The organism is Desulfobacter sp. (assembly GCF_050177295.1).
In genome coordinates, this window is record NZ_JBFXHE010000177.1 from 1 (window position 1) to 8,727 (window position 8,727).

The following is an 8,727-nucleotide window of genomic DNA, read 5'->3' on the forward strand; positions in this document are numbered from 1 at the left end:
TCTGGGGCACCTCCCTTGTCCGCCGCCACTCCCCCCAATGGCTGTTCGAAGAGATCAAGGCACTTGCCCAAAAGGGCGTAACCCATTTTTTCATCAGTGACGACACCTTTACCATGGATGGCGATGCAGTCAGGGCCTTGTGCGAAAAAATAATCCGGGCAGATCTTGGCATCACCTGGAATGCCATCTCCCGGGTGGATTATATTGACGAGAGCATACTTGGACCCATGCGCCGGGCCGGATGCATCCAGATCAGCTTCGGCATTGAATCCGGGGCTGAGCCCATCAAAAAGATCCTTGGCAAACCCATTGACAATGACATCTGTGTGGCGGCCTTTGACAAGGTGCGTACCGCAGGTATCCTGCCCCGGGCCTATTTTATCTATGGCTCTCCGGGGGAGACCGATGCCACCATCCAGGAGAGTATTGATCTTATGATCCGGTTAGGCCCCTTGAGCACGGTGTTTTATATGCTGGTCACCTTTCCCGGCACAGCCTTGTATAACCGGGCCTTACAAAAAGGATGGACCCATGAGGGTGTCTGGCAAAAAAACATAGAAGATCTGCCCTGGTGGGAACTGGACCCGGACATGGACTTTTCCCGGGTTAAGGGGTGGGGTGACCGGCTCAGGCAGGCTTTTTTTGACAATCTAGAAAATTTTATCAACCGCATTACCCTTCATCCGGATAAAGGGCTTGCCCCCTTGCATGCTGATTTCTTATCAAGGCTTGCCATGACCTTTTCCCACGGGGAATATGCCCGGGATAAACGGGTCAGAAATGCCGGGCAGATGGCCGTGAATCTGTTTGAAAAGGCATTGCAGTTTTATCCTTGCCCCAGAGCTTTCCAGGGGCTTGCCATGATTTGCCAGAAGCAAAAAAATTTTTCCGGGGCCATGGCCTTTCTTGACAAAGGGCTGTCCCAGTTTCCAGATAACAAGGATCTTTGTGTGTGCATGGGGGTGTGCCTGATGAATACCGGTGATTTTCACGGCGCATTAACATATTTCACCCCGTTTGCCCATGATCCGGCTTTGGGGCAGTACATCAATATATGTAAACAGAAAACACAGAAAACAACGCGTTAATTCATTTATCAATCAAACCCGGGGGGAAATATCCTTAATATGAACAACGATTATCAACTGGCCAATAAAACCAGAAAAGAACTGAAGTTGCAGAGTTTGCGCCGGGACATCATAGTCAGCGACGGGGCCAAAGCCCTTGACATGATCCTGGAGGCCCCCTCCCCTGCCACGCTGATCCAGTCCTTTCCGGATCAGGACCTGTATTACCTGATGCATAAAGTCGGGGTTGATGATTTTATTCCGGTTCTGGCCCTGGCCGCATCCAGCCAGTGGGAGTATATCCTTGACGTGGAGGTCTGGGATGACGACCGGCTCAATACCCATATGATGACCCAGGTGTTTTCCCTTTTATTCAAGGCCGATCCCCAACGCCTTCTGCGCTGGGTCATCACGGAAAAACCCGATTTTGTGGAATATTATCTGTCACGGAAGATGCGTATTTGTATCCGGGAACACGATGAAGTACCGCCCGAGGATTTTGACGACTACATTACCCTGGATGATAAATTTTATTTCAGGTTTCCTGACCAGCAATCCGGCCCGGATGAAGACCCCCAGGAAGATCTTTTGCCCCAGGATACTCCCCGGGAAGATGGTCTGCCCGATGACGCCCCGCAATTAATCGAACAGATGATAAGAACCCTTGCCGCCATGGACCTGTCGGTTCTCCACGGCCTGTTCCTTGAGACCTTAAGCCTTCTGCCCGCCGAAGCAGAGGAGGAACAGTTCCGGCAGAAAAACATCAGGCTGGCGGAAAAAGGCTTTTTACCGGCCCATGAGGCCATTGGTATTTACCAGCCAGTTGCCGGTAAAAACTTACCTTCCAGACCTGCAACTCCCCGTAAACCCCAGGCATTTGACCCGGATATTCCCATGCCGCCCATGTTTTTCACCCAGTTTTTAAAAGGTGACAACCTGTTTGTAAAAGCCCTGGAACAAGTCAATACACAAGGGGGAATACCGGGTCTTGACAGTGAACTTGCCGCCCTGATCAACAAAGGCATCAGTGCAGACAGGATAAGAATCAGGAACCGGGAATCCATTGAAAAACCCCTTGAAAAAACCATGTCAACCTTAAGCCTGGGCCTTGATGTGCTTATGGAAGGCGCCGAGATCAGCGTGGAGCGTGCCGTGGGGCTGATTAAAAGATATTTTCTTGAAGATATTTTCAGAACCGGAAGCAGGGAAGGCGCAAGGCTGCAGGCCATGGCGCGCAAATGGCATGAGACAAGCTTTATCAGGGCAAAAAACCTGCCCTTAAGTTTTCTGGGGGAAACCTACCTGGGCATTATTGGAGGACTCATGGTCCAGCGGCCCATGTTTTTTGCCAACTATGCCAACAAAACCTTATACCGCAACTTTGCCAGCCTGTCCGATATCAGGGCCACCCGGCGGCAGCTGGATGAAATCATCTGCCTGGATGACTTTCTCAACCGCCTGGATGTGGACATTGCCACCTTCAGCTTTGGGGTGCTCACATACAAAAGCATGATCCTGACCTTGTGGGTCCGGGACCGTATGGGCCTGAACACGTCAAAGCCGTTGAGTCTTGCGCCCATTGAAATTTCTGAATTCAAGGATTTCTTTGCCCAGCTTTTCAGCCGGGAAGGGACCATCGGCGATACCCAGGCAAAGGATTTTGGATTATGGGCTGCCCGGGCATCCGGCATGCATGAGACAGATCTGCCCACAGCACTCCAGGGCATTTTGTACACACTTTTTCGGGAACTGGAGTCGGAATACGGCCATGTCATGACCCGGGACCTGGATCCGCGGTTTATGCCCATGTTCCTTCTGGCAGGGCAGGATTAACCCCTTTTATTCCCCGGGTTCAAAAATATAGCCCACAGACCTGCGGCTTTTAAAATAGACCGGGGACTTGGGTTCGGGTTCAAAATATTTTCTGAATCTGACAATGAAATTGTCCACGGTCCGGGTGGTGGTATCCCTGGCATATCCCCACCCGGCCTTAAGTAGCATTTTCCGGGACAACGGCTTTCCCTGGTGGGCGATGAAAATCCGCAGCAAGGTGATCTCCTGCTCGGTCAGGACCACTTCACCGGCTGCACACCGGGCCGTGGATGTCACAAAATCAATGTGATTTGTCCCAAAGGAATAAGCGGTTCCTTCAAACAAAGGGCAGCCTGATTTTTTTTCCTCTTTTCGGGGCTGTGCGTACCATTCTTTGCGCTTTACAAGCCGCTCCACCCGCAAAAGAAATTCTTCAAGATCAAAGGGTTTGGACAGGTAATCATCCACCCCGTATTTCAATCCCCGAACTTTATCCCGGGTGTCCCCCCGGGCCGATAAAATCAGCACAGGGATCTTTTCATCTTCCCGGCGGATGGTCTGGAGAATGGAAAACCCGTCAACCATAGGCAGCATAATGTCCAGAACAATAAGATCAGGGAACCAGGCACGCCATTTTTCAAGGCCTTCAATGCCGTCGGCAGCCACTTTGGCCTCATACCCCTGGAGGGTGAGGTTCAACTTGATCCCCTCGGCAATATGGGATTCATCCTCTATGATCAGAACACGTTTTTTCTCAGCCGTTTCCATAACGCCTTATCTCTGACGCCGGCAATGCTTGCCCGGGGGATGGTAATGGTAAATTTGGCGCCTTTCCCCTTACCTTCACTGGAGACCGAGGCTCGCCAGCCATGAATGGCAGCAATACTTGATACAAGGTATAACCCAAGGCCCGACCCTGTGGTTGCATGGTTATTATTCCTGTTTGCCTGGTAAAATTTTCGAAAAATCTTTTTTGCCTCCTCTTTATCCACACCGATACCGTTATCAATAAAATCTATGGTGACTTTCTGCAAGTAACTTTTAAACAAAATGGTCAGACAGGGTGTGCGGCTTTCATTGTAGCGGATGGCATTTGAAAAAATATTGGTCAGCAGAATATCCAGTAAAAAGGCGTTTACCGGATACTCGAATCTGCCCCCTGACTGATTTTCAATCTTGATGTCAAGGTCCCTGAACAGGGTGGCATTTTTCCGGCAGAACTCCTTTAAAAAAACCACAAGGCTTTCCCGGGTCACCTTTGATCCGAAATTCTGGCTCTCTATGCGTGCCAGGTTAAGAATCCGGTCTATATTCTCCGTGAGCCGGTCAATATCCTTGAGCATATCAGCACTGTATTTTTTTACATCCCCAGGGTCCATGGGATGACGGATAAAGGTTTCAAGGTAAAGGCGAAGAGACGTTACAGGCGTTTTCAGTTCATGGGTGAAATTATAGATAAAATTGTGCTGAAGCCGGAACAGGTTCGCGGTTTTCTGGTAATAGATAAAGGCTAAAAAAATGCCGGCCAGAACCACGAAGATCAAAAGGCTCAGGACAAGTATCGTCATCCCGGTTTTGGAGGGGAAAATGGCCTGGGGTGCGATGTTGAACTTGAGCATCACCACCTCAAGGGCAGAACGGATCTCCATGTAAAGGCTGACCGTGAGGACCAGAAATGTGGCAAGGGCAAAAATGGAACAGGCAAAAATAAACACCGGATGGAGATACCACCGGGAAGGGTTCAGGATCTGCATGGATCAGTCTTCTTTAGAGCCTGTTTGGTAATTAGGGAATCGAAGCGAAATTTCATGAAAATGAGAACCAATTTTCACAAATTTTCTGTTAATAGCCGGACTATTGGCATAAAATTTGGGGAAATTGGGGCCATTTTCATGAGATTGCAGCCGATTCATCAATTACCAAACAGGCTCTTAGTCAATTCCGGAAAAATGATGGTGAACCGGACCCCTTTGCCGGGCGCTTTTTCCATATCTATCTTGTCTTCACAAATATTTTTGTAGCTCCATTATTTCCCAAATTGAAAAAATGTCAACATGTTATTTCTGGATGGGCATTAGTTGATACTTACAGCATCATCGGGAACGATCAACGCCTGGGTAACGGCTGAAAGGCTTGCGCTGTTTAAAATTTTCAGTTCTTTATTGTACCGTGTGCATAAATGCTTGACCTTTAAACAGGCATTATGGCTGTTGCAGCTCACGGGACAGACAACCACATCACACCGTCTGACTTTAGCGGCAAGATCCTCATTACTGTTTTTGAGATAACCGTCATGGTAGTCAAACTCGCCACCGGCATTTTCAACAATCTGCCGGTAGTAGGATTTCATTTTCGTAATTCCGCCTATCATAAAGATCCGTCTGGCGCACAGGCGGCGTCTTGGACAATCCGCGTTGGGGCAGGAGCCTGGTACCGGACAAGTCTCAGGTTCCCGGCACGTGTATATATCATCTGTCCCGGCGGCAAAGACCGAAGAGATCTGTGCAAACTCTTCCCTAAGCATTGAGTTCTCATTTCTGGCGCTGAACAATTGAATCTCAAGTTGTTTTCTCTCCCGTTCCGTGCGAAGGGCCTCTTCCCTTTGACAGCTCAATGCCTGTTCAAGATGTTCAACATTCTGATTCCGATCAGGGACTAACGGCTGCTGCAAAGCGGTTTGGGTTTCAAGTTCAGCAAGTTTCTTTTTCAGCCGGGTGTTTTCCTCTGCAAAAGAATCCTTTTCTTTACCAGCCTGCTTCAACTGACTGACCAGGTCCCGGATTTTTTTACTTTTTTCACAACTCTTGCTTTTTTCCCGGTCCAGGGTCTGATCGGCAGTTTCAAGCCTGCGCCGGATATTGAAAACTTCCGTCATATTGGCATGGGAAAGCATATGAACTTCACCATGGATATCCTGGAGCAACTCAACATCCGTATCCGTGTGAGAAACAATGGCATACATCACCGGACCGATGATCCCCCGGGCCGAATAGTCGTTCCATAGCGCTCTTACCCCTTTTGCATCCTTTTTTTTAAAAAGAGATGCAATTTGCTTCATATATTTTCCGGACTGGTGCCGGATATAGTTGTTTGTCTTGATAGACACCGCATTTTCATCCCCCATGCACCCCATAAGATAGGCGTGGTATTGATAGGGTTTAAGGGCGCTGACATCCCAGCCGCATTTTTTAAGTATGTCTTTATGCTTGTCAACAGACAGCATGGCGCCGATCACGGGACATTTAAAATTGCGCTCGATTTCCCAGATATTTAAAAAGCACTTCATAGCGTCCATCAATCATCCCCCTAAGCTTCAATGATTATAAAAATTAAGTTAGATAAAACTAATTTTTAATTTAATACAAAACAATGCATAAGGTGTCAATAATAAAAATGTTGAATTTAAAAAAATGGTAGCCCTGGTATGAACAATTTTCCAACAGAAAGCTGGATCAATCGTCATGCGATTTTTTTTCATACTGTTTAACCTCCTTTTGCATTTTGGGAGTTCAGCTCGATAATTCATGTTATGTAAGCTTATTCGTTTTTGGCGTTTTAGCTTTCAAGATACCCCCTTGACTGAACAGCCAGTCCGGATAAAATTCCCCCATGACAGACAAAGAAAATACTAAAGCAGCGCCAACCTCCGCAATATTTCAGCAAATTCAGGATTCTTTCCGGCATATTGCCTCAATGCCTCAAGCTGCCTTCTTAAAAGTGAACCATCCGAGTGTTCCAAATCCAGATCAGCCAGTACTTTACGTTCCAGCCGATTGACCTGTTCAATCACCGGCTTCACCATGGTACGACGATCCCAGGCGATATAACCAAAAAGCGCCACAATCAGCGTGATGAGAGATCCGAAAAGAACAAGCATCGTATTATTTGAATCATCCTGTCTTTTGTTTAAATCATCCAGTCTTTTATTAAGCGCTTCCTGACCCGATTTCATTTCAGCCCTGAGGTCTGATAGTCTTATTGAAAGTGCTTCCTGACCCGATTTCATTTCAGTCCTGAGCGCTTTCTGACCCTCTTCCAGAACAGCAAGTTTTTCGATGATCTCACGATCCGATATCCGGGGGGCTATCTCCACAGCCCATAATGACACCGGTAAAAACAGATGGAGAAATATGAATACAATCATCACACAGTTCAATAGGTTTGATTTCATGTCCCCCCCCCCTCCCCTTTTTTTTACTTCAATCAGCTATAACGGATATCTTTTTTCACATCAATCGCCATGAAATGATATACCCATCAGGGCATTGATTAGCAACCACCCCACCGATTATGCGCATGTGTCAAGATTAAAGATTTGCCCCCAACCCATATATTTGGCAAAATGGCAAAAAAGGTATTGAATTGCTATGCATACATGAGTTTTCCGGCTGGCTCCGGTATGGGACGTCCAAGTTGACGGGCGGTTTCAATCCATTCCTGAATAATAACCTCGACATTTTTTACGGCTTCCCGATAAGTTGATCCATCGGCCATGCAGCCCTGTAGTTCAGGCACTTCAACGATGAAGCATTGGTCATCGTCGCTCCAGTAAATAATAAGTTCGTATCGGCTTTGCATAATTGTTACCTCGCCAGCTTATATTTAAGAATCAGGTTTCGCACCTGCTTCACCTGGTACGCTTTTGCCTTACTGCCCAGCGGTTGCAGATTGATAATTTCCGCCACACCAATCTTGCTGTAGATAAAGTGGTCACCCTTGATGCGCTCGTTAAAACCAAGCGCACCGAGTATATGACGCAAGTCGGAAAACAGGATATTGTTGTCTGATGCGCCACTCAGTATGATAGTAAATATCTTATCCAATTTCCCCACGGTGACTCCATTCAGAGAATCAAAACATCGTTGAGTAGCATAGTCTGAAACGGATTTTATACAATAATCACGAAACAAGCATGATGTCAAACATAATGCACGAAAATCCCTGGCAGGGGATGTCAATAATTAAATATGGTGTCCGTATGCCCTAACAACTGTGAAGATGCCGACCTTTTGAACATCAAGGGAAGGCCGTAGTGCCTGGGAGTAGAAAACGGAAATCCTTTCAGGTGATCTTCCGGGGTAGCAGGGATGGCATGTGCCGGAAGAATTGCAGTGCAGTGCAGGAGACCCAATGCGGTTACGGTGAAGGGCCGTTAACTGATGGATATATTGATGAGATCAACTATGCGACCCAAGGCTGGTCAGCTTATTTTCACTACCAGCACAGCACGGAAGTGATGGCTCGGGTCAAATGGTTTACCGAAGAAAGGGTCCGTAAGCATTTATGCGTACGGTATAAGGTTCGTACCAGGACAAATGGGTATAAACGGTTCTCTACAGAACCCCGAATTTCTTGTCTTTTTTTCTAAAGCAGCGCCAATCCCCGCAGTATTTCAGCAAATTCAGGATTCTTTCCGGCATATTGTCTCAATGCCTCAAGCTGCCTTCTTAAAAGTGAACCATCCGAGTGTTCCAAATCCAGATCAGCCAGCACTTTACGTTCCAGCCGATTGACCTGTTCAATCACCGGCTTCACCATGGTACGACGATCCCAGGCGATATAACCAAAAAGCGCCACAATCAGCGTGATGAGGGATCCGAAAAGAACAAGCATCGTATTATTTGAATCATCCTGTCTTTTGTTTAAATCATCCAGTCTTTTATTAAGTGCTTCCTGGCCCGACCTCATTTCAGACCTGAGCGCTTCCTGGCCCGATTTCATTTCAGCCCTGAGCGCTTTCTGCCCCTCTTCGAGAACAGCAAGCTTTTCAATGATCTCACGATCCGATATCCGGGGGGCTATCTCCACAGCCCATAATGACACCGGTAAAAACAGATGGAGAAATATG

The 8,727-nt window shown here is 47.3% G+C and carries 10 protein-coding genes; 3 read left to right on the plus strand and 7 right to left on the minus strand.

Annotated elements, in window-relative coordinates:
* On the plus strand, nt 1-1,088 hold a 1,088-nt coding region (locus AB7U36_RS13075), incomplete at its 5' end, for a radical SAM protein (protein ID WP_428160204.1).
* A 39-nt stretch (nt 1,089-1,127) separates the two neighbouring features.
* Nucleotides 1,128-2,900: a DUF6178 family protein gene (locus tag AB7U36_RS13080; protein ID WP_428160205.1), complete on the plus strand. Its 1,773-nt coding sequence runs from the start codon at nt 1,128-1,130 to the stop codon at nt 2,898-2,900.
* 6 nt (nt 2,901-2,906) lie between these two features.
* Here AB7U36_RS13080 and AB7U36_RS13085 read toward each other — a convergent pair whose 3' ends face one another.
* The 6 genes from AB7U36_RS13085 to AB7U36_RS13110 all read right to left on the minus strand — a co-directional run bounded on the left by AB7U36_RS13085 (nt 2,907) and on the right by AB7U36_RS13110 (nt 7,711).
* Nucleotides 2,907-3,647, minus strand: a complete 741-nt coding sequence (locus tag AB7U36_RS13085; RefSeq protein ID WP_428160206.1) for a response regulator transcription factor — start codon at nt 3,645-3,647, stop codon at nt 2,907-2,909.
* On the minus strand, nt 3,617-4,633 hold the full coding sequence (locus tag AB7U36_RS13090; RefSeq protein ID WP_428160207.1) for a sensor histidine kinase: 1,017 nt from the start codon (nt 4,631-4,633) through the stop codon (nt 3,617-3,619). Before AB7U36_RS13090 ends, AB7U36_RS13085 begins: the two co-directional genes overlap by 31 nt.
* Before the next feature lie 320 nt (nt 4,634-4,953).
* The gene (locus tag AB7U36_RS13095) at nt 4,954-6,174 is read right to left on the minus strand and encodes a DUF2325 domain-containing protein (protein WP_428160208.1); all 1,221 of its coding nucleotides are present in this window, start codon (nt 6,172-6,174) and stop codon (nt 4,954-4,956) included.
* 333 nt (nt 6,175-6,507) lie between these two features.
* A complete protein-coding gene (locus AB7U36_RS13100) occupies nt 6,508-7,050 on the minus strand; it encodes a hypothetical protein (protein WP_428160209.1) in 543 nt (180 codons plus the stop codon).
* 194 nt (nt 7,051-7,244) lie between these two features.
* Nucleotides 7,245-7,457, minus strand: a complete 213-nt coding sequence (locus AB7U36_RS13105; RefSeq protein ID WP_428160210.1) for a type II toxin-antitoxin system HicB family antitoxin — start codon at nt 7,455-7,457, stop codon at nt 7,245-7,247.
* Nucleotides 7,458-7,462: 5 nt separating this feature from the next.
* Entirely contained in the window at nt 7,463-7,711 is a 249-nt protein-coding gene (locus tag AB7U36_RS13110; RefSeq protein ID WP_428160211.1) for a hypothetical protein, read from the minus strand.
* A gap of 260 nt (nt 7,712-7,971) precedes the next feature.
* Here AB7U36_RS13110 and AB7U36_RS13115 point away from each other — a divergent pair, with 260 nt between their 5' ends.
* Complete coding sequence (locus tag AB7U36_RS13115; RefSeq protein WP_428160213.1) at nt 7,972-8,247, plus strand: group II intron maturase-specific domain-containing protein; 276 nt, start codon at nt 7,972-7,974, stop codon at nt 8,245-8,247.
* On the opposite strand, the gene AB7U36_RS13120 is transcribed toward AB7U36_RS13115, so the two are convergent.
* Nucleotides 8,244-8,727: hypothetical protein (locus tag AB7U36_RS13120; protein ID WP_428160212.1), on the minus strand; the 484-nt coding region annotated here is incomplete at its 5' end. The genes AB7U36_RS13115 and AB7U36_RS13120 overlap by 4 nt on opposite strands.

Coding starts and splice junctions, on each gene's coding strand:
- AB7U36_RS13080 (WP_428160205.1), top strand. CDS start 1,128: ATGAACAACGATTATCAACTGGCCAATAAAACCAGAAAAGAACTGAAG.
- AB7U36_RS13085 (WP_428160206.1), bottom strand. CDS start 3,647: ATGGAAACGGCTGAGAAAAAACGTGTTCTGATCATAGAGGATGAATCC.
- AB7U36_RS13090 (WP_428160207.1), bottom strand. CDS start 4,633: ATGCAGATCCTGAACCCTTCCCGGTGGTATCTCCATCCGGTGTTTATT.
- AB7U36_RS13095 (WP_428160208.1), bottom strand. CDS start 6,174: ATGGACGCTATGAAGTGCTTTTTAAATATCTGGGAAATCGAGCGCAAT.
- AB7U36_RS13100 (WP_428160209.1), bottom strand. CDS start 7,050: ATGAAATCAAACCTATTGAACTGTGTGATGATTGTATTCATATTTCTC.
- AB7U36_RS13105 (WP_428160210.1), bottom strand. CDS start 7,457: ATGCAAAGCCGATACGAACTTATTATTTACTGGAGCGACGATGACCAA.
- AB7U36_RS13115 (WP_428160213.1), top strand. CDS start 7,972: ATGTGCCGGAAGAATTGCAGTGCAGTGCAGGAGACCCAATGCGGTTAC.